The sequence below is a fragment of the Plesiomonas sp. genome, assembly GCF_051652165.1.
Lineage (GTDB): Bacteria > Pseudomonadota > Gammaproteobacteria > Enterobacterales > CAMTGL01 > Plesiomonas.
In genome coordinates, this window is record NZ_JBOFTR010000003.1 from 244728 (window position 1) to 264958 (window position 20231).

General features: G+C 44.2%; 15 protein-coding genes. 5 read left to right on the plus strand and 10 right to left on the minus strand.

Features of this window, described 5'->3' with window-relative positions; translation table 11 throughout:
- Positions 1–273 precede the first annotated feature (273 nt).
- Complete coding sequence (pmbA, locus tag ACRC53_RS02445; RefSeq protein WP_438641980.1) at positions 274–1614, minus strand: metalloprotease PmbA; 1341 nt, start codon at positions 1612–1614, stop codon at positions 274–276.
- A 118-nt stretch (positions 1615–1732) separates the two neighbouring features.
- On the opposite strand from pmbA, the gene yjgA reads away from it, so the two are divergent.
- Positions 1733–2317: a ribosome biogenesis factor YjgA gene (gene yjgA / locus ACRC53_RS02450; RefSeq protein WP_438641981.1), complete on the plus strand. Its 585-nt coding sequence runs from the start codon at positions 1733–1735 to the stop codon at positions 2315–2317.
- A 142-nt stretch (positions 2318–2459) separates the two neighbouring features.
- Here the strand turns inward: yjgA and tldD are convergent, their stop codons facing one another.
- The 9 genes from tldD to csrD form a co-directional block, all read right to left on the minus strand.
- On the minus strand, positions 2460–3905 hold the full coding sequence (tldD, locus tag ACRC53_RS02455) for a metalloprotease TldD (RefSeq protein ID WP_438641982.1): 1446 nt from the start codon (positions 3903–3905) through the stop codon (positions 2460–2462).
- Between the two features lie 160 nt (positions 3906–4065).
- Positions 4066–4920, minus strand: coding sequence for a carbon-nitrogen hydrolase family protein (locus tag ACRC53_RS02460; protein WP_438641983.1), 855 nt, complete (start codon positions 4918–4920; stop codon positions 4066–4068).
- The gene (locus ACRC53_RS02465) at positions 4920–8780 is read right to left on the minus strand and encodes a YhdP family protein (protein ID WP_438641984.1); all 3861 of its coding nucleotides are present in this window, start codon (positions 8778–8780) and stop codon (positions 4920–4922) included. The genes ACRC53_RS02460 and ACRC53_RS02465 overlap by 1 nt, the downstream gene beginning before the upstream one ends.
- Positions 8781–8791: 11 nt before the next feature.
- On the minus strand, positions 8792–10261 hold the full coding sequence (rng, locus tag ACRC53_RS02470; RefSeq protein ID WP_438641985.1) for a ribonuclease G: 1470 nt from the start codon (positions 10259–10261) through the stop codon (positions 8792–8794).
- Positions 10262–10320: 59 nt separating this feature from the next.
- Positions 10321–10884, minus strand: coding sequence for a Maf family protein (locus ACRC53_RS02475; RefSeq protein ID WP_438641986.1), 564 nt, complete (start codon positions 10882–10884; stop codon positions 10321–10323).
- 8 nt (positions 10885–10892) lie between these two features.
- Positions 10893–11381, minus strand: a complete 489-nt coding sequence (gene mreD / locus ACRC53_RS02480; protein WP_438641987.1) for a rod shape-determining protein MreD — start codon at positions 11379–11381, stop codon at positions 10893–10895.
- On the minus strand, positions 11378–12511 hold the full coding sequence (gene mreC / locus ACRC53_RS02485; RefSeq protein ID WP_438641988.1) for a rod shape-determining protein MreC: 1134 nt from the start codon (positions 12509–12511) through the stop codon (positions 11378–11380). The genes mreD and mreC overlap by 4 nt, the downstream gene beginning before the upstream one ends.
- A gap of 62 nt (positions 12512–12573) precedes the next feature.
- On the minus strand, positions 12574–13617 hold the full coding sequence (gene mreB / locus ACRC53_RS02490) for a rod shape-determining protein MreB (RefSeq protein ID WP_438622246.1): 1044 nt from the start codon (positions 13615–13617) through the stop codon (positions 12574–12576).
- Between the two features lie 234 nt (positions 13618–13851).
- A complete protein-coding gene (gene csrD / locus ACRC53_RS02495; protein ID WP_438641989.1) occupies positions 13852–15789 on the minus strand; it encodes an RNase E specificity factor CsrD in 1938 nt (645 codons plus the stop codon).
- A gap of 300 nt (positions 15790–16089) precedes the next feature.
- Between csrD and acuI the strand changes: the two genes are divergently transcribed.
- The 4 genes from acuI to accC all read left to right on the plus strand — a co-directional run bounded on the left by acuI (position 16090) and on the right by accC (position 20156).
- A complete protein-coding gene (gene acuI / locus ACRC53_RS02500) occupies positions 16090–17070 on the plus strand; it encodes an acrylyl-CoA reductase (NADPH) (RefSeq protein ID WP_438641990.1) in 981 nt (326 codons plus the stop codon).
- Between the two features lie 809 nt (positions 17071–17879).
- Positions 17880–18323, plus strand: coding sequence for a type II 3-dehydroquinate dehydratase (aroQ, locus tag ACRC53_RS02505; RefSeq protein WP_438641991.1), 444 nt, complete (start codon positions 17880–17882; stop codon positions 18321–18323).
- A gap of 27 nt (positions 18324–18350) precedes the next feature.
- The gene (gene accB, locus ACRC53_RS02510) at positions 18351–18800 is read left to right on the plus strand and encodes an acetyl-CoA carboxylase biotin carboxyl carrier protein (protein WP_438641992.1); all 450 of its coding nucleotides are present in this window, start codon (positions 18351–18353) and stop codon (positions 18798–18800) included.
- A 12-nt stretch (positions 18801–18812) separates the two neighbouring features.
- Complete coding sequence (gene accC / locus ACRC53_RS02515; protein ID WP_438641993.1) at positions 18813–20156, plus strand: acetyl-CoA carboxylase biotin carboxylase subunit; 1344 nt, start codon at positions 18813–18815, stop codon at positions 20154–20156.
- Positions 20157–20231 lie beyond the last annotated feature (75 nt).

The window sequence follows — 20231 nt, forward strand, 5'->3', positions numbered from 1 at the left end:
AGTATAACGATTTGCTGACAAGTCACAATTATTTTATGATATAAAAATAAGCCATTACCGACTAATATTCAGTGTGGTTATAATCATATTATTTCTATTTGTTACGTTGCTTATTAATATAAAAACATAAGGATAAACATTTTATTTTTCTGTTTTATTTCCCTACATAGAATATAACTACTTTATTATATTCAACGCTCTTTAAACTGTATGCTCGATAGTGCTTAAATAGATAAACTCTATCGAGCAATACTCATTACTGATGCAATATTATTAACGCCCTGCAATTTTCAGTGTGTCGAGTAAAATAGAGCCCGTTTGAATTGTTGAGCGCAATTCATAATCACTGCCCACTGCAACAATATTTGCCAGCATCTCTTTGAGATTTCCAGCAACCGTAATTTCTGAGACTGGATAGGCAATTTCACCGTTCTCAACCCAAAAGCCAGCAGCACCCCGTGAATAATCACCCGTGACACTGTTAACACCTTGCCCCATTAACTCGGTGACAAGTAACCCAGTGCCCATCTGTTGCAACAATTGACTAAAGTTTTGCCCACTATGTTGAACTTGCCAGTTATGAATACCGCCAGCATGCCCTGTTGCTTGCATGCCCATTTTACGCGCCGCATAGCTTGTCAGTAGGTAGGTTTGTAACACACCGTTTTGAATAATGTGTAAATCTTGAGTGCGTACACCTTCACTATCAAACGGTGTTGAGGCTAATCCTTTCAACAAGTGTGGCCTTTCAACAATATTAAACCAACTTGGTAAAATCTGCCGCCCTAAATGATCGAGCAAGAATGAGGATTTACGGTACAAGTTTCCTCCGCTAATTGCAGAAACCATATGCCCAATCAATCCAGTTGCGACTTCAGATGAAAACAGGACGGGTGCGTTGGTTGTCGCGATTTTACGTGCACCTAAACGGCTAATTGTACGACGCGCACACTCTTTCCCAACCCACTCAGCACTCATCAAATCGGCAATATCACGTGCTACGGTATAGCTATAATCACGCTCCATTTCTCCATGTTGTTCTGCAATCATGCTGCATGATAATGAGTGGCGGCTCGAAGGATAACTGTGCAATAAACCGTGGCTATTACCATACACATTTACGCCATAATGGCTATTAAATGCTGCACCATCACTATTAGTAATACGAGGATCTACTGCCAAGGCATTTTTTTCTGCTTCAATCGCATAATGGGCAGCTAGATCAGGATCAATGTGCATAGGGTGAAACAGATCCAAATCAGGGGCTTCAAATGCCATTAATGCTTTATCTGCAGGGCCAGCATAAGGATCGGGGGAGGTATGTTTAGCAATGTCTAGTGCCGCAGCAACCGTTTGGTAAATAGCGTGCTCACTGAGATCGGTGGTTGAGGCACTGCCTTTACATTGATTACGAAACACAGTGATGCCTAAAGCACCATCACTGTTAAACTCCACATTCTCGACTTCGCCTAAACGGGTGCTGACACTTAGCCCTGTTGTTTTAGTGATTGCCACTTCTGCAGCATCACTCTCTTTTGCTGCTAATGCGAGTGCGCGAGAAACTGCATGTTCTAATTCTTGCCGCTGCTTCGTTACTTGAGTCACTGCGTCCATAAATCCAGCCTGTTTGCAAAAAAATTTGTGTGTAAGCATATCAGGAATACTCTGCAATTTCGCAGCCGTCGCACTAACCTGATAGAATCAGGGTATTATCTTTTATAAAGTGAGTGCAATGATGAAAAAGCCGCACAATAATGAGCAAGATTGGCAAAAAAATGATGACGATGATGAGATTATTTGGGTCAGTAAAAGCGAGATAAAGCGTGATGCCGAAGCACTTAAAGTGCTAGGACAAGAGCTTATCTCGCTAGGTCGTCAGGCATTAAGCCGCATTCCTCTGGATGATGAACTGCGTGTTGAAATTGAATTAGCACAAAAAATCAAGAAAGAGGGGCTACGTCGTCAGGTGCAATTTATTGGTAAAATGCTACGTTCACGTGATGTAGAACCAATCATTATTGCACTTGATAAAATGAAAAATCGCCATAATCAGCAGATTGCATTATTTCATAAATTTGAGCATATTCGTGATCGTTTAGTTGAAAATGGTGATGCTGACTTACAACTAGTACTCAATGATTTTCCACAGGCAGATCGCCAGCATTTGCGCAATTTAGTTCGCAGTGCGGTAAAAGAGCGAGCTGATAATAAACCCCCGAAAGCCTATCGCGAAATTTTCCAGTATTTAAAAGAGCTGGCTGAACAACGTGAGCAATTAGAAAATACCGATTTTGATCAAACAGATTCCGCTCAGTAATACCTACTGATACGTAAAATGATTACGGCTTTTCCTGTTTAGCCAATCGACAAGCACAAACACCCATAAAAAAAGAGCCTATAGATTACACGCTATAGGCTCTTATTATTTAGTACACTGTCTTGCAATACATCATGCGTATTTAGGCAGTACCACCTACGGTCATCGAATCAAGTTTCAAGGTCGGTTGTCCCACACCCACAGGCATACTTTGCCCCTCTTTACCACAAACACCAACACCCTGATCGAGTTTTAAATCATTCCCTACCATAGAGACTTGTTGCATAGCTTCAATACCTGAGCCAACCAGTGTTGCCCCTTTAACTGGACGAGTAATCTGCCCATTTTCAATGAGGTAAGCTTCAGAAGCTGAAAAAACAAATTTACCAGAGGTAATGTCAACCTGACCACCACCAAAGTTTGGTGCATATAGCCCATACTCAACACTGCTAATAATTTGCTCTGGAGTTTGCTCTCCGGCCAGCATGTAAGTGTTGGTCATCCGTGGCATTGGCAGATGCGCGTATGATTCCCGACGACCATTTCCGGTTGGTGCAACCCCCATTAAACGAGCATTAAGCTTATCTTGCATATATCCTTGCAAAATACCCTCTTTAATTAGCACATTGTACTGGCCAGCAACCCCTTCATCATCAATATTGACCGATCCTCGACGGTGTGCCAGTGTGCCATCATCAACAATGGTACACAGAGGAGATGCCACCAGCTCACCTATCCGACCAGAAAATACGGACGCTTCTTTGCGGTTAAAATCGCCCTCTAGGCCATGTCCGACAGCTTCGTGCAACAGCACGCCTGGCCAACCGGCACCTAATACAACAGGCATTGTACCGGCAGGAGCAGGCGTTGCTCGTAAATTTACTAATGCTTGACGCACAGCCTCTTTTGCGTAGGCGACTGCGCGCATATCGCCATTTTCTTGCTGCATAAAGTAGCTATAGCCTGTACGTGCACCACCGCCTGCAGAGCCTCGTTCACGTAAGCCATCATGTTCCACCAGTACACTCACGGATAAGCGCACAAGCGGGCGAATATCAGCGGCCAATGTACCATCGGTTGCAGCAACCAAGACTTCTTCATATACGGCTGTTAAGCTAGCACTAACTTCACATACCCGCGAGTCTTCAGCTCTAGCAGCTTTATCCACCTTATGCAACAGTGCGATTTTATCTTCACGGCTTAAACTGCCAAGCGGATTAACCGGCAGATAAATACCACTGTGGCTTTGCGGTACAAAACGCTGTACTGTGCCACGCACGGTTTGTTGGGCGATTCCACGCGCGGCAAGCGCACTCTGCTGTAAGCTTGCTTGTGTGATTTGATCTGCGTAAGCAAAACCCGTTTTTTCACCACTCACCGCTCGAACACCAACACCTTTATCAATGTTATAGGATGCATCCTTAATGATGCTGTCTTCTAACACCCAGGCTTCATGGTAACTTGACTGAAAATAGAGGTCGGCATAGTCAATGTGACGTTCCGCCAGCAGGTTTAATGTTGATTCAAGATCTTTAATCTCTAAACCAGTAGGTAATAGTAAATGCTCACTGACGGTATTCAGGCTCATTGAATATACTCTTTAATTTTTTACCAAATAGCACATTGAAAAACACATTGTTATTGGCTGCACATCGCATTAGGAAATCTAAGCAACCATACAACATACTTAATAGGAGAGTTAGTGCAAAATATTATCTCAAGACTATGAGTATACTTTTTATTTTGCGCTACTTAATTGGGTCTGCGCTATTTCGAAATTGAGTTTGAAAACGGTTATGTTGATGCACAGGCATACGGCGGCGTAATACGGGCAGTAAAGAGATATCAACACATGCTTGTAGTGGCGCAACGCGCTCTGGCTGTTCTGCCACAATCATTCCCCACGGATCAACAACCATACTATGACCCCAAGTGTGCCTTGAAGGTGAGTGCCCACCAACTTGAGCAGCCGCCAACACCCAACACTGATTCTCAATAGCTCTAGCACGTAAAAGTACTTCCCAATGCGCTTCGCCTGTCATGGTGGTAAAGGCTGATGGAATTACTAAAACTTCAGCACCTAGCTCGCGTAAACGTTGGTATAATCCTGGAAAACGTAAATCATAGCAGATAGATAGGCCCAATTTACCAACAGGTGAGTCAACGACTTGCAAGTGTTGGCCATGTTGATAAATATCAGATTCACGATAATGCCCCTGCTGATCAGCAATTTCCACATCAAACAGATGAATTTTGTCATACCGTGCTTGAATATGGCCAATATTATCAAATAATAACGTACTGCTTGTAAGATGATGGGTATGCTCGGCCTGATACAGTGGCATTGATCCTACGAGTAACCATTTGTTATAACGTTGCGCCAGGGTAGCCAATGTTTGCTGTAAACGCCCTTCACCTTGTTTTTCGGCATGGCCACGATAGGCAATGGCATCAGAAAACAGCAACGCATTTTCTGGCAATACGACTAGCTTTACAGACTCATCGAGTTGTTTAAGTTGCCCTTCTATTTGCAATAGGTTTAGTTGAATATCATTGCCACTGCATAATTGTAAAAGGGCGATATTAGGTTTGCGCGCGTCCATCAGAAACTTCCTTTTTCTATACGCTGTGTCTCTTTAATCACCGGGTTATCTACACTACCGCCAAGATGGTAACGTAATAACGAGATTTTGCTCCATAATGGAGATAACACCTGTGATGCTGTAAATAACGCAAGACCTGCAACAGGGTTTACCACAAACGCAGTAGCAACCGAAAGCCCTGCACCTAACTCAGGTGCGATAAGGGCTTCCATATTTAGCGTTCGTTGCATCAAATTTACTGATCCTTTTAACGCAATATCTGCAAGCAGACCATCAATTAATAGGTTATCTGTTTTTAGTATACCCTGATTAATCACTGCGTTACCGGTTATCTTGTCGTAGAAAAACCCTTCTTGAAAGGCATCACTAAAATCGAGTTTTAATTTACGCAGAAGGGAGTCTGTACTGATCAAGCGCAACACTTGTCCTGTTCTTCCACCAATATCTGCAATCATACCTTTACGCATATTTAGTGCTACCGTTCCAGAAAGTGAAGGCGATAGCAATTGCCATGGTGCACCCGCTGCACGTAAATCAGCTTTAATATCTGTTGCAGTATCCCGTAAAGGAATCGCAATCCCCAATGCGGCTAACATAGTAGAAAAATTATCGGTTCGTAAGTGTGCTTGCAGCTCTGTTGACTCATTGCCTATCGCACTACGCGCCCAACGTCCCTTGAGTGTTATCTTGCCAAAACCACTATCAATAAGACCGTTTGACAATAAAACCTGCTCTGCTGATGGTGTGATATCTGCTTGAATTTGCTTAAAATAGTGTTGATTTAACCAACAGTTACTGCAGCGTAACTGCATTGCTGGCCACTGATTGAAATTGATATCTGAAGCAGCGTTATTGATTGCATTGTTAACATTTTGTTGATTAGGCTGATTTGCAGGATACTGAGATGACATCTGCGAAGAAGATCTCAATTCAGGATCAATCGGCTCAGGATCAAAATAAAAATATGATAGATTCAATAACCATGGGGATTTTGCACTGATAATTGCATGCCCACGAATTTGTTGACCATAAGCGTTTAATTGGTATGTTTTACCGCTTGATTGCCCATTCACCAAGAGATCTGTCCATTTTTGCTCTGCCAATTTGAGTGTTGCCACATTAACTTTCAAATACTCTGGCAAGAAAGGCTGTATCTGCGGACTCAGACTTCTGTGGTTATTTACAGAGCTTAAAGGGTTAACATTCAATAAACGCAACCAACCATCAGCATCAATTTCAGGCACATTCACAACCAATGTTGTACGCGCGGATGGATTGACCTTTGAAGTGCTCTTACCAAGGATAAGGCTGGCTTTACGTAGCTCAACACGTTTATCAAGCTGCCACTCCCCTTGAAACGCAGCTAATGCACCAAGTTGTGCTTTCACTACCAGTTGTTGCAAATTCCCCTTCGCTTCGGCTTGCCAGTTTGCTGCACGCCATGCTGCTGGACCAAACGGAGCGGGTAACGCACTGCGTACCTGAGCAGTACTGCCTTGCAGTTTAACGTGATAATCTGCCCCACCTTGTGCTGGTAATGTAATATTAACATGCCCTTTCCAGGGTAAATGCCCCCCTAATTTTGACCAGATAGGAGAGGGGTACGGGCGCATCAATGCTGACGCTGCCCAGTTTCCTGCCAGATCAACACCAATATGATAACGGTTATTTTGCTGCTGAGTCATAAAACTGAGCGTCATTGGCTGCTGCCACAACGTAGCGGTCAGTGGGCCACTTGTTAGAGTGCCATTATCAAACCGAAAATAACCTTTCACGGAGTCTAATGGTAAATTCAATGCTTTTAGGCGTAATTGATTATCAGGCAACTCAATTTGACCTTTAGCATCAGCAGCTGCACCATTGAGTGGAATAGCTAACGCTAGTGCACCTTTAACTAAGCCATGGATCTCAATTTCTGATAATGCCGATCCTACAGAATGACGCAGTGGTGATTGCGTCAGGTAGTGCTGAACATCGGGTGCATTGCCTTGTACATTGGCAGCAATGTTTAATATCGCATCTGCCCGCAATGGTATAATGCTTGCCGCAATTTTTGTTGCTGTTGCTGCCCCTAAACGCGCATGTGGGCTGTTCATCAACAAGCGATCATTTTCAAATAGCAGATCAATATTTAAGTCAGTCAGTGGTAACCAATGCGGATCAAACGCAAACGTAGCATGGCGTACAGGCACTTTAACCTGAAATACACCGTTGTTTTGTTTATAAGGAAATTGTAAGGGATTACCTGCCCACAACAGTGATGCGCCTGTTACCTGCCCCGCTTTAAGTGTGGGGGTTAAATAAGAGGTTAGCCCTTTTCCCATTAGAGCATGTGGGTAATAGCGCCACGCTTGTGCTGCTTGATTTAAGTTAATTCCTGCAAGAATACTGAGCCATGGCGGTTGTTTATTTGGCCAATTGAGGCGAAATTGCCCGTTAAACTGCAAATAAGGGGTGCGTAAATCAGTTTGTGAGCTCCATACAGACCAGCCTTGTTCATCAGATTGCAGATCAAGCGTGAGTCTACTGTTGCGCAAAGTAATAGGTTCAGGAAATTGCTTAGGATAGCTAAATTGAGCATTTGCTGTATGAAGTTGCAGTTGCGATCTTGCCAATGAGCCTTGCCAGTGACCCGATACAGCACTGATCCCTGGCCACGCTTCCCATTGTTGCCAAGCTAAATGGCTAAACTGTATGTTGCCACTAACCAGTGCAGGGTTTGCCCTTGGTAAACTCAATTGCACCTGATTTATCTGCCCACGTGGTGAGAGGTGTTGTAGCAGTTGAGCAGTAGGTTTACTCAACATTGACATAAATGACAAAAATGGGGTGATCCGCGCCAGATCAAGCGCACCAGATTGCAAAGTAAACTGTGTTGGGCTCAGTGAAAACGAAAGTGAGCTTAATGGCCAGCGTATACCATCAGAAGTTAACGCTAAATCAGGGATCTGCGCTTGTAATATCCCCCCCTCACGGCGGATATTCATCTGTAAAAGCGAAAAGCCCAATGTATGCTGTTCGGCAGCATCACTCCAGTGGCTTTGGCCATCATTCAACTGAACAACGCCTTGCTGAATATCATTATTTGCAATATCTAACCAGATCGAGGCGCTCACTTGTGCTGAACGCAACCCCGTGACATTTTCAATATTCTCAGTTAGCCATGGCTGAATATTAAGCTGTTTTCCTTGCAGATAAATTTGTCCATTTGCTAATCGGCGCTCGCCATCTTGTAAATCAAGCCGTAAATCAAGTTGGCCATAAGTGTGGTTATTGCCCTGCAGTACAATCACGCCTTCTGCCTGGTGCCGTGTTTTACGGTTTAACCAGCGCAATTGCTCTACATCCAAGCGAATATGTTCTCCGTTTGGGCTTAAAAAGGCTAACTGGCTATTACGCAGATCAAAGCGAGTCAACTGCTCAAATACCAAATCACCAATACGTTGTAATTGCGCAGTATCTGTTGGCTGACTTTGCTCAAAGGTGCGCCCATCAAGCGTCGCATTGAGATTAATATCTGCATTGGAAAAGGTCAGCTCATTAAATTGCCAACGCCGTTGCCAAAGTGATTGCCACACATTAACTTGTAGCCTCATCTGGCCAACATCGGCATGTAAAGTGGGTGTAACTAAACTGATATCATCAAGAATTAATTGTGGCCCACCATGCTTCCAACGCGCAGAGAGTTGCCCGATTTGCAGTGGCAAATGACTGACTTTTTGTAAGTGTGCAACAATGGGTGAACGCCAATGGTTAATGTAAGGCAGGGAAAAACGTAACGCGCTCAGTAATAAGGCGAATACAATAACTACACCCGCTACAGTGTATAATCCAAGCGCGGATCGTGTTCGTTGCTTCACAGCAAGCTCCGTCACATCATGACGACATCAAATTGTTCTTGATTATACAAAGGCTCAGTCTGAATTTTGACCTGTTTACCAATGAATAACTCTAACTCTGCCAGCGCATGAAACTCATCGCCACGCAGTACTTCACCTACTGTTGCAGAGGTATATACTAAAAATTTATCTGCATCATAAGCATGGTGAACCCGTACAATTTCACGCAAGATCTCATAACAGACACTTTCCACTGTTTTTACTGTACCACGCCCCTGGCAAGTTGGGCATTCACCACACAACACATGCTCTAAACTTTCACGGGTGCGCTTACGCGTCATCTCAACCAGACCTAGCTGAGTAAAGCCATTAATATTGGTTTTTACTCGATCTTTACTCAAAGCTTGCTCTAACGAACTCAATACACGTCGGCGATGTTCATCACTGGTCATATCGATAAAATCAATAATGATAATACCGCCTAAATTACGTAACCGTAGCTGGCGAGCAATGGCTTGTGTTGCCTCAACATTGGTATTAAAGATAGTCTCTTCAAGATTACGGTGGCCGACAAAAGCACCGGTATTGATATCAATGGTTGTCATTGCTTCGGTTTGATCAATAATCAGGTAGCCCCCCGATTTCAGTTGTACTTTGCGATCAAGTACCCGCTGGATCTCATTTTCGATATCAAACAGATCAAAAATTGGCTGACGACCACTGTATAGCTCGAATTTACTTGTCAATTGTGGCACATATTCGCGAGTAAACTCGGTTAAAACATCAAAGGTTTGGCGAGAATCAACACGAATACGATCAAGCTCAGTTCCCACAAAATCACGCAAAATACGCTGGCCAATGGCTAATTCACCGTATAACGTGCTGCGGCTGCCCAAGCGAGTTTTTCGCTCAAGCACTTTACTCCACAAGCGGCGTAAAAAAGCGGCATCTTGTTCTAGCTCACTAGCCCCTATTCCTTCAGCAGCGGTGCGAATGATAAAGCCACCGAGATCGTCACAATATGCGCTTACAATTGATTTTAAGCGATCACGCTCATTTTCACTTTCAATTCGCTGCGAAACACCCACATGACTGGCACCCGGCATAAAAACCAGATAGCGCGAAGGCAGTGTAATATCGGTAGTCAGGCGAGCACCCTTAGTGCCTAGTGGGTCTTTCACCACTTGCACCATCAGGTCTTGCCCCTGACGCACGAGTTCAGAAATATCACGCACTCGAAACTGTTTTTGCTCATTATCTGCTACACACTCTGTGTGTGGCACAATATCCGAGGCATGCAAAAAAGCGGCTTTATCTAAACCGATATCAACAAATGCTGCCTGCATACCGGGTAGTACACGGCTAATTTTCCCTTTATAAATATTGCCAACAATGCCACGTTTGGCTTCGCGTTCAATATGAACTTCTTGTAATACGCCACCCTCTATCATTGCGACACGGGTTTCACTTGGCGTAACATTAATTAATAGTTCAGCCGTCATGGTAATTCCTCAACTCTTATCTTGTTTGCTTCCGCTTCGCATGATGGCGACGTTGAGTATTAACGCTTCACGTCAAAACAAGCTAGCAACTGATCGGTTTCCATTAAGGGTAAGCCCATCACAGCATGGTAACTGCCTGATAGATGGGCAACAAAGCGCCCACCTAATCCCTGAATGCCATAAGCACCCGCTTTATCTGCAGGTTCGCCTGATGCAATATAGTGCGCGATTTCTGTCTCGGTTAATGCCCGAAATGTCACATCGGTTATCACACAGCAATCCACTATTTTCTGGCGATTAGCAACAGCAACCGCCGTCATTACCTGATGTGTTTTATCAGATAATGCGCGTAGCATAGCGGCTGCATGTTCAGCATTACATGGTTTTTCAAGCACCTGTTGTTCTAATACCACAATAGTATCTGCACCAATAACTGGATAGTCATTCGGTGCGATAGCAACTCCTGCAAGTGCTTTCTCTTTTGCTAACCGTACCACATATTCTTGCGGCGATTCAGAAAAGTCATAAATCTCAGGAACATCAGGGCGTAAAACAGTAAATTCTGTGGCTAACAATGCCAGTAATTCGTGGCGACGGGGTGAACCTGATGCTAAGTAAATCATAATACCTCTTAGCGTACGCTACATTGACGACGTACTTTTCGCAGCAGTAAAAACAACCACGGCCACAAAACCCCACTGACAACGCAACCCCATAACATTTCTGGCCGAAATTGTACTGCGGAGACCAAAAACTCAGCCCAAAAAATCAGAAGTTTACAGGCTAACGTGAGCATTAAGACAACGAATGCTTGTTGCCATAACGCTAAGTTACGCAGTAGTTGGAAATTAAACGCTACCACATAAGAGAGCAGTGATAAGGCCAGCGCATGTACACCTAATGTTGAGCCTTGAGACAAATCCCACAAAACGCCCACTAAAAATGCACTCCCTACATTAACCCGATGAGGGAGTGCAACGACCCAATAAATAAGCACCAATGCTAACCACGAAGGCCGTAGTGCATCGAGTTCCAGTGGCCATGGCATCATCTGTAAAACAAGTGCAACTAAAAATGATAAGGCGATAATCACTCGCCCACGTGCACGGTAAAAACTCACTGTACTTTCCTCGGCGCTAAAGATGTTGGTGTTGCTGCTACTGCCGGTGGAGTATTCGTACTCATCTGCCCTTGTGCAGGTATTTTTTTCACTGGCAAATTTGTTGAACTCACTGCCGGTGTTATTGGCGATGTTACCATGGGTATAGTGGCTGAGTTCACAGCCCCTACCATTGCCGAGTGTCCAGCAGGCATCGGCTGTGCTTCTGTTGCTGCACTTGCCGGTGTGGGTAACGGCGGCAAAATATCGGGTAAACGCTCACGAGCGGCAGCACGAACATCATCGGCCGTAGGCGGCGGTGTTGTTTCACTTTTATTTGGCCAGAGCAATAATAAATAACGTAGGCGCTCTAGTTGTGCCGTTGGGGTCACACTGACAGATGCAAACGCACTTTGGCCATCAACTTCAAACGCTTTCACAATCCCAACTGGGTATCCTTCCGGAAAACGGCCACCTAATCCTGATGTGACTAACATATCACCCGCACGAATATCCGTAGAGCTTGGAATATGCTCAAGTTGTAACTCATCACGTTGACCCGTACCGCTTGCAATTACGCGAATATCATTACGCAACACTTGCACAGGGATTGCATGTGTTGCATCAGAGATCAGTAGCACACGGCTAGAAATTTTACCGACAGAGATAACTTGCCCAACAACGCCTTTATCACTGATTACCGGTTGCCCAATATACACACCTTGGTCAGAGCCTTTATCAATAACCACTTGATGGCTATAAGGATCAGTATCTGCTGTTAATACTTGAGTGACCATTTTGCGCTCATCACTGCGTAATGGTGATCCAAGTAGCTCACGCAGCCGTTTATTTTCGTGTTTAAATTGACTGAGCATGAGCAAATCGCTGTTTTTACGCAACAATTCTTGGTGCAATGCACGATTTTCAAGGATCAAACGATCTTTGGTTTCTAAACGTGCAGATAAGGTATCAAGCAGTTGACGTGGGGAGTTAGCAAGATAGTGTAATGGGCTGACTAACGTGTCTAATGAGGAGCGAACACTGCTAAAGGTGATCACTCGGCTATCCATAATCAATAAACTGATTGAGGCGAGAATAGCAAGGAAAAGACGAAGTTGTAGGGATGAGCCCCGACCAAAAATCGGTTTCATGATGTTGTATTAACCCTCGGTATGCAGAGGGTGGCAACGCACTTGCCACCCGATAACTCGGCTTAGTCTTCGCTAAACAGATCGCCGCCATGCATATCGATCATTTCTAACGCTTTACCACCACCACGTGCAACACACGTGAGCGGATCTTCTGCTACTACAACCGGAATACCAGTTTCTTCAGTCAGCAAACGCTCTAAATTACGCAATAACGCACCGCCACCGGTCAACACCATGCCACGCTCTGAAATATCAGAGGCAAGCTCCGGTGGACACTGCTCTAAAGCAACCATCACTGCAGAAACAATGCCACTTAGTGGTTCTTGCAATGCTTCGAGGATCTCATTGGAGTTCAGTGTAAAACTGCGAGGTACACCTTCTGCCAGATTACGACCACGTACTTCAATTTCTAGCACTTCATCACCCGGATAAGCCGAGCCAATCTCATGCTTAATGCGCTCTGCCGTTGCTTCACCGATCAAAGAGCCATAGTTACGACGCACGTAATTAATAATCGCTTCATCAAAACGATCACCACCAATACGCACAGAAGAGGAGTACACCACACCATTGAGCGAAATCACGGCAACTTCAGTAGTACCACCACCGATATCAATGACCATAGATCCTGTTGCTTCTGATACTGGTAAACCGGCACCAATTGCAGCAGCCATCGGCTCTTCGATAAGAAAGACTTCGCGAGCACCTGCACCTAATGCCGATTCACGTATCGCACGACGTTCAACTTGTGTTGCACCAACCGGCACACAGACTAGTACGCGTGGGCTAGGACGCATCATGCTATTACTGTGTACTTGTTTAATGAAGTGTTGCAGCATTTTCTCTGTAACAAAGAAATCTGCAATTACCCCATCTTTCATCGGACGAATAGCCGCAATATTGCCAGGCGTACGGCCTAGCATTTGTTTGGCCTCATGCCCGACCGCTGCTACGCTTTTAGCTGAACCTGAACGATCTTGGCGGATCGCAACCACCGATGGTTCATTCAATACAATGCCTTGCCCTTTTACATAGATCAGGGTGTTTGCGGTTCCCAAATCAATGGACAAGTCATTGGAAAACATGCCACGAAACTTTTTAAACATAACTAACGGCCAATCCTGAAAACTCTACCCGGAAAATTCGGGCTACTCTACCAACCACCACTGAGCTGCTCAAGACTACAGGGGGCTGATCACGCAATTCCGATGAGAATAATGCGGTCATCCTCACCAATCATATTTATTTCACAGACAACAGACTGATGCAGCAATGCTGTCTGACTATTTATACGCATCATCACCAACACCATTTAATAACAATAAAGCAACAAAACACGGTCAGGATTGATGTCGTCGAAACGGCAGCAAACTGCGCTCTACTACCGGTTTTACCGGTGAGAATAACAGCCCTTGCCCTGCATAAACACCTAATTTACGTAAGTTTGCCCACTCTTGCGTAGATTGTACACCTACAGCGTATAATCGTGCCGATGTTCCTGCACATGCACCAATTAAGCTACGAACAAATAACTGATTTTCAGGTCTTTGGTGAATATTATGCACAAGACTTGGATGTAATTTAATAATATCTATCTGCAACAGCTTAATATAGAACGTATTGACCACCGTTAAACCGGCCTGATTAATCACCAGTTTACAGTCCATGCCTTTTAGAAAACGTGCTGGAGTACGTAATCTATCGATATGTTGACACAGATCAGCCTCTGCAAGTTCCAAAAATAATCGCTGCCTGATCTCTCTAGGTTGCTGCATTAGCAAATCACGCAGCCAATATTGGAACGATTTGCGCAAAAGTGCATCAACAGTAAGGCTAATGGCAATGCCTTCGTGCACTGGCATTTTGGCGAGCAATTGAATTGCCATCAACATAATTTCACGATCAAACCGCTCGGCTAACCCTAACTGTTTGACCATCGGCATAAATTCAACTAAACGTAGCCAATTGCCTTGTTCATCGTGGATCCGTACGAATAACTCAACTTGCTCTGATGTTCCATCACGTGTAAAAACAGTCTGCGTAAATGGGTGTAGTGCTCGTTGTGCTAATACATTCTCTAATAATGTTCGCCAGCGAACAGAACCACGGCTCGGTTGATCGTCTTGCGCAGATTTACTGCTCGCAAACCAACTATTGGTACCCTGTAAAGAGGCTGATCGTACAGCCATCTCAGCCTCATCCATCACATTTTCTAAAATGTCACCCTGATGAAAACCGACAATACCAATAAATAAAAACGCCTCAGCATAGACCCCTTGCGGCAAAGGCAGTTGTTGTACCATTTTTAATATCTGCTCGGCTAACTGTCCTGCCTCTTTGATATTTTGCTGCGGTAAAATAGCAGCAAAATCACCATCAAAATAACGGGCTAATAAACCATTTGGAATACGCAGTACAAACGTTGAGAGTTGAGCAACCAAGTCTTGAATCAATGTATCGGCGACTTTATCACTCAAATCATGGCGTAATACATCAATATCGGCCAAACGCACGACCATCACACTGCCTTGACTGTCAGGCTCATCCAATAAGGCAGAGAGCTGATTATCAAAAAACATGCGATTAGAGACACCGGTCAGTTGATCTAAAAACGTATGCGAACGAATAAAGGTATCGAAACGGCTACGCTCTTGACGTGCATCTTGTAGTTCTGCGATTAATCTGTCGAGCACTATACTGGCCGACTGTGGCCATTCACGGAGATCCCGTTGGGGTATATCTTCAATCCCTTTGCTTAAAATTAATCTTGCCCTATCTTCAAGGATCTCTGCACCAATAAGTTGTTCACGCAGCCAATGTAAACCCACAATCAGCCCGATAAGTACCAAACCTATTGCCAGTGAAATTGAGGACATTGAGACAATAGAGTAAGTGTAATCCACCAGCGGATCGGCTGCCGTAATATTCACGATAAAACCTGGTTCAAGTAGCAGTGGATAACGATAGTGTACTAATAGATCATCAGGGAGGTGGGGTTGACTCTCACCCTGATATTGATAAACAACATGATCGCCATTTGCAATAATTAAGGAGTGAACTTGTGCGGCCAACAATATCGGAGGCAACCAATTTTTAAGATCCTCAGCACCTTGCTCGTGGATTTTTTGATCAACTACCGTCACGACTGTTTGCCAACGATGGCTGATCTGATCTTCAGCAAGCCGCTGAAAACCAATTGTACCGCCAATTAGCATCACAACGACGGCTAAACCGACAAATGAGGTTACAAATGCCACAAACCGAGTGGTAAAACGCATCCTTGTTCTTCCCTATCTGGGTGTATAGGCGTGTGTTATTGCTAAAATAAACAATATTTAGCAAACCATAGGCAACACTGCATCAGAGAGCAAATAACTGCAAGAGTCTATTCCCACGATAGCACGATCTGTACTGTCATTATTGTGCAGCAAACACGCGCCTTTCTCTAGGATTACTCACAATAGAGAGTAGATATTCTTCTTATGTTATGAAATTTGGATTTTTATGCATAAAATTGCCGGTTGCTGGTATTGAATTATACAGTAATGACCTTTTCCTTTATCCAGAGAGTTTCTTGTATGAAAGCCCTTATCCTTGAGCAAAGCCAACAGAGCACATACGCAACGGTTACCCATGTTGATAGTGCTTTTTTACCTGAGCAAAGTGTCACAGTGCACATTCACTGGTCTTCTTTAAACTATAAAGATGCTCTCGCCATCACTGGCAAAGGAAAAATTATTCGTCAATTTCCAATGATCCCAGGGATTGATTTTGCAGGCACAGTCGTCAAATCAGCCGATACTCGTTATCAAATTGGCGATAACGTTGTGCTAACAGGATGGGGTGTTGGTGAGCAGCACTGTGGTGGATTGGCCGAACAAGCATCTGTCGATGCTCACTGGCTCGTACCGTTACACACAAACCTCAGTGAACGAAATGCCATGATTATTGGTACCGCAGGGCTCACTGCGATGTTATCGGTTATGGCACTTGAGCAAGGGGGGGTAACCCCTGAACACGGTGAAATTCTGGTCACAGGATCGAGTGGTGGAGTCGGCAGTGTTGCTGTGCAACTGCTCAGTTTACTTGGCTATCGCGTTGTAGCCGCTACGGGGCGCTTAGATAATTATGCCTATTTACATGCCCTTGGTGCACACCGAATAATCACACGTGAAACACTCACTATGGCTTCTCGTCCATTAGAGAAACAGTGCTGGGCAGGTGCAATTGATACCGTTGGTTCATCTACATTAGCTAGCGTACTGGCACAAATGCAATATGGCGCAACAGTTGCCGCCTGTGGGCTCGCAGGTGGTGCTGATTTATCTACCTCGGTGATGCCTTTTATTTTACGTAATGTCCGCTTACAAGGTGTTGATTCTGTCAATGCGCCTTACACCTTGCGCACAGAGGCTTGGAATCGTTTAGCTCAACTGCTCCCCCCTGCTTTTTACGCAAAAGTGGCGCATGAAATTACGCTAGAACAAGTGCCTGAATATGCCGCGTTGCTCTTAGCAAACCAAATTACTGGTCGGGTATTAGTGAATATTCTTAAATAGTGGGTAAATGATACACGTAACAAAAAACACTGTGTTTTATATAAGCTCAACATCAGTGTAATATAATCAACATATATTGCGCTATATCAACGAATATGCTGTGCAATCATTTACAATTGTCACCATTAAGTCAGTTTGATTTTATCGGAGGTTATTTGCCTCCGTTTTTTTCCCTGCGTAACTCTGATTACTCTCTTCTCACATGACCAAGCGGTTGTTTTCAATACCCTCTGATAAACGTTATCTACACAGCATATAAACTACGTATTGCTCAATGCCATTGACCAATATAAACAGTGGATAAATATAGATAGCCAATACAATTTAACAAAATTGTTGGGTTGAGTTTATTTGCACAATAAAAATAAACAGTGCACTTTCAATAGGATAATACTTATTACCCAACGTACTGTATGTATTTTAAATACAAAAACACCAATGCATGCCAATCTGCACGATAATACATTTTTATGCGTATTTTTCAGCAGTATTACCCGACCTACGATCCGCTATTGCTCTCTATTTTGGAATGACACGTCCTTTACTCCTTGTTGTTATTTTGTGATCAACGTGGCTAACAGACACGAAGAGCATGTCAGCGTAAAACTGCGAATTAGAGTTTTAACTCTAATCATTATCGGAGCATCTTCGCTGATAAGACCAGTATTTTGCTGCCAATTGAGCCGATATCATTATAATGTTCACATTACTCACGACTTAAACGTGTACTTACACGTCTAATCTGGTATATCCACGTAAATCAGCGTATTTTGTTCTATCACTGCATGTTTGCTGGAGAAGTCAGCATAATGGCGCAACATCGTCGTATATTGCTCTTAAATGGCCCAAACCTTAATTTACTTGGATTACGGGAGCCGACACACTATGGTTCGCGCACGCTTGCGCAAATTGTTACGCATATCAGTGTAATAGCAGCCCAAGCTGATGTTCAGCTCACTCACTTCCAATCAAATTCTGAAGTGGCACTGATAGAGCAGATCCACCAAGCGCACGGTGAACAAGACTTTATCCTGATTAATCCAGCAGCATTCACGCATACGAGCGTAGCTCTACGTGATGCTCTGCTTGGCGTTGCAATTCCCTTTATTGAGATCCACTTGTCCAACGTACATGCTCGTGAACCGTTCCGACATCACTCTTATTTGTCTGATATCGCCGTCGGTGTGATTTGCGGTTTAGGGGCTGATGGGTACGAGTTTGCGCTACATGCGGCTATCCGCCGTCTGTCATAAAATTAACAACACTACGGAACCACGCTAATGGATATTCGTAAAATTAAAAAATTGATTGAATTGGTTGAAGAGTCAGGTATTTCTGAGCTGGAAATTTCAGAAGGTGAAGAGTCTGTTCGCATTAGCCGTAATATCACGACAGTGCCAATGACACATTACGCACCTGCACCAACCTTTCAAGCACCGGTTGCACCTGTCACTCCGTCTATCGAGCCGATTGCTCCTGTTGTTACTGCGGTCTCTGGCCATACAGTACGTTCACCGATGGTAGGAACGTTCTATCGCACACCAAGCCCTGATGCAAAAGCCTTCATCGAAGTGGGTCAAACCGTCGCGGTTGGCGATCCTCTGTGCATCGTTGAAGCGATGAAAATGATGAACCAAATTGAATCTGACAAAGCGGGTGTAGTAAAAGCAATTCTGGTCGAAAGCGGTCAACCAGTGGAATTTGATGCACCTCTGGTTATCATCGAATAACGAGGAGTGGCCATGTTAGATAAAATTGTTATTGCAAACCGTGGCGAAATTGCGCTGCGGATTTTGCGTGCATGTAAAGAGCTTGGTATTAAAACCGTAGCCGTACACTCAACGGCAGATCGCGAGCTAAAACATGTCTTGTTGGCTGATGAAACAGTTTGTATCGGCCCCCCCCCCTCAACAAAAAGCTACTTGAATGCACCTGCTATTATTGCTGCCGCTGAAATTACAGGTGCAGTAGCCATTCATCCTGGTTACGGCTTTTTAGCAGAAAATGCTGATTTTGCTGAACAAGTAGAAAACTCTGGCTTTATCTTCATCGGGCCACGCGCAGAAACTATTCGCTTAATGGGGGATAAAGTCTCTGCTATCAATGCCATGAAATCTGCCGGTGTACCTTGTGTTCCGGGCTCTGATGGGCCACTTGGTGATGATATGGATAAAAACAAAACCATTGCCAAGCGCATTGGTTATCCTATCATTGTCAAAGCTTCTGGCGGTGGCGGTGGTCGTGGCATGCGCGTTGTACGCAGTGAAAAAGAGTTGGCACAATCAATTACCATGACCCGTTTAGAAGCCAAAGCGGCCTTCAATAACGACATGGTTTACATGGAAAAATATTTAGAAAATCCACGCCATATCGAAATCCAAATTCTTGCTGATGGTCAAGGGCATGCCGTTTATATGGCAGAGCGCGACTGTTCTATGCAACGCCGCCATCAAAAAGTGGTTGAAGAAGCACCAGCACCCGGTATCACCCCTGAGGTTCGCCGCAATATCGGTGAACGCTGCACGAAAGCGTGTATCGAAATTGGGTATCGTGGGGCAGGCACATTTGAGTTTTTGTATGAAAACGGCGAGTTTTATTTCATCGAAATGAATACCCGTATTCAGGTTGAACATACCATCACAGAGATGATTACTGGTGTTGATCTGATTAAAGAGCAATTACGTATTGCTGCAGGTATGCCACTCTCTATTCAACAATCTGATGTGCATGTACATGGCCACGCGATGGAGTGCCGTATTAACGCCGAAGATCCAGAGACCTTTTTACCGTCCCCCGGTAAAATTACCCACTTCCACTCTCCGGGCGGTTTTGGTGTACGTTGGGAGTCTCATATCTACACCGGTTATACTGTACCTCCATATTATGATTCCATGATTGGCAAACTGATTACCTACGGCGAAACGCGTGAAATCGCTATTGCACGTATGCGTAACGCACTGTCTGAAACCATTATTGATGGGATCAAAACCAATATTAGCTTGCAAGAGCGTATTATGGCCGATGAGCATTTTCAGCAAGGTGGAACGAACATCCACTACTTGGAAAAGAAACTCGGTTTACAATAAAACGCCTTTATCGCTATCAAAGCCGGAGATTATTCCGGCTTTTTTTTTATCCCTTTCATAATCTGCGCTACAATT